Below are 534 nucleotides of genomic sequence, written 5' to 3'. Positions count from 1 at the left end.
TGCGGGCGGGGGTGGCGCCGCGGTCGTTGCACTGTGAGGTGCCGTCGCCGATGGTCGACTGGGACTCCGGTGCGGTGCAGTTGCTGTCCACCCGGCAGGAGTGGCCCGACACCGGCCGCCCCCGCCGCGCGGCAGTCTCCTCCTTCGGAATCGGCGGCACCAACGCCCACGTCATCCTCGAAGAACCGCCAGCCGTCGAGGCCGAACCGGCCGCCGACGAGCCGACGGCGTCCGGCACCGGCTTGCCGGTCCCGCTCGTCGTCTCGGCAGCCACCCCGCAGGCCCTGCGCGCCAACCTCGACCAGCTCGCCGACCACCCCGTCGGACAACCCGCCGTCCTCGCCCGCTCCCTGCTGACCGGCCGCGCCCTGCTCGCCCACCGGGCCGTCGCCGTCGCCGCCGACCGCAACACCCTCACCACCGCCCTGCGCACCGCCACCCCCGTCACCCCGCCCCGCCCTGGCCGCACCGCTGTCCTGTTCACCGGTCAGGGGTCGCAGTGGGTGGGGATGGGTGAGGGTTTGGTGGGGGTGT

General features: G+C 75.3%; 1 protein-coding gene. It reads left to right on the top strand.

All coding sequences use genetic code 11. The features are described from left to right. Positions 1–50: 50 nt before the first annotated feature. Positions 51–534, top strand: a 484-nt coding sequence (locus C1A38_RS30485; RefSeq protein ID WP_286047616.1) for a ketoacyl-synthetase C-terminal extension domain-containing protein, incomplete at its 3' end; no start/stop codon positions are given.

The organism is Verrucosispora sp. ts21, from assembly GCF_002879555.1.
Classification (GTDB): Bacteria; Actinomycetota; Actinomycetes; order Mycobacteriales; family Micromonosporaceae; genus Micromonospora; species Micromonospora gifhornensis.
Note: the sequence above shows the minus strand (reverse complement) of the source record. Positions and strands in the feature narration are given on the sequence as shown.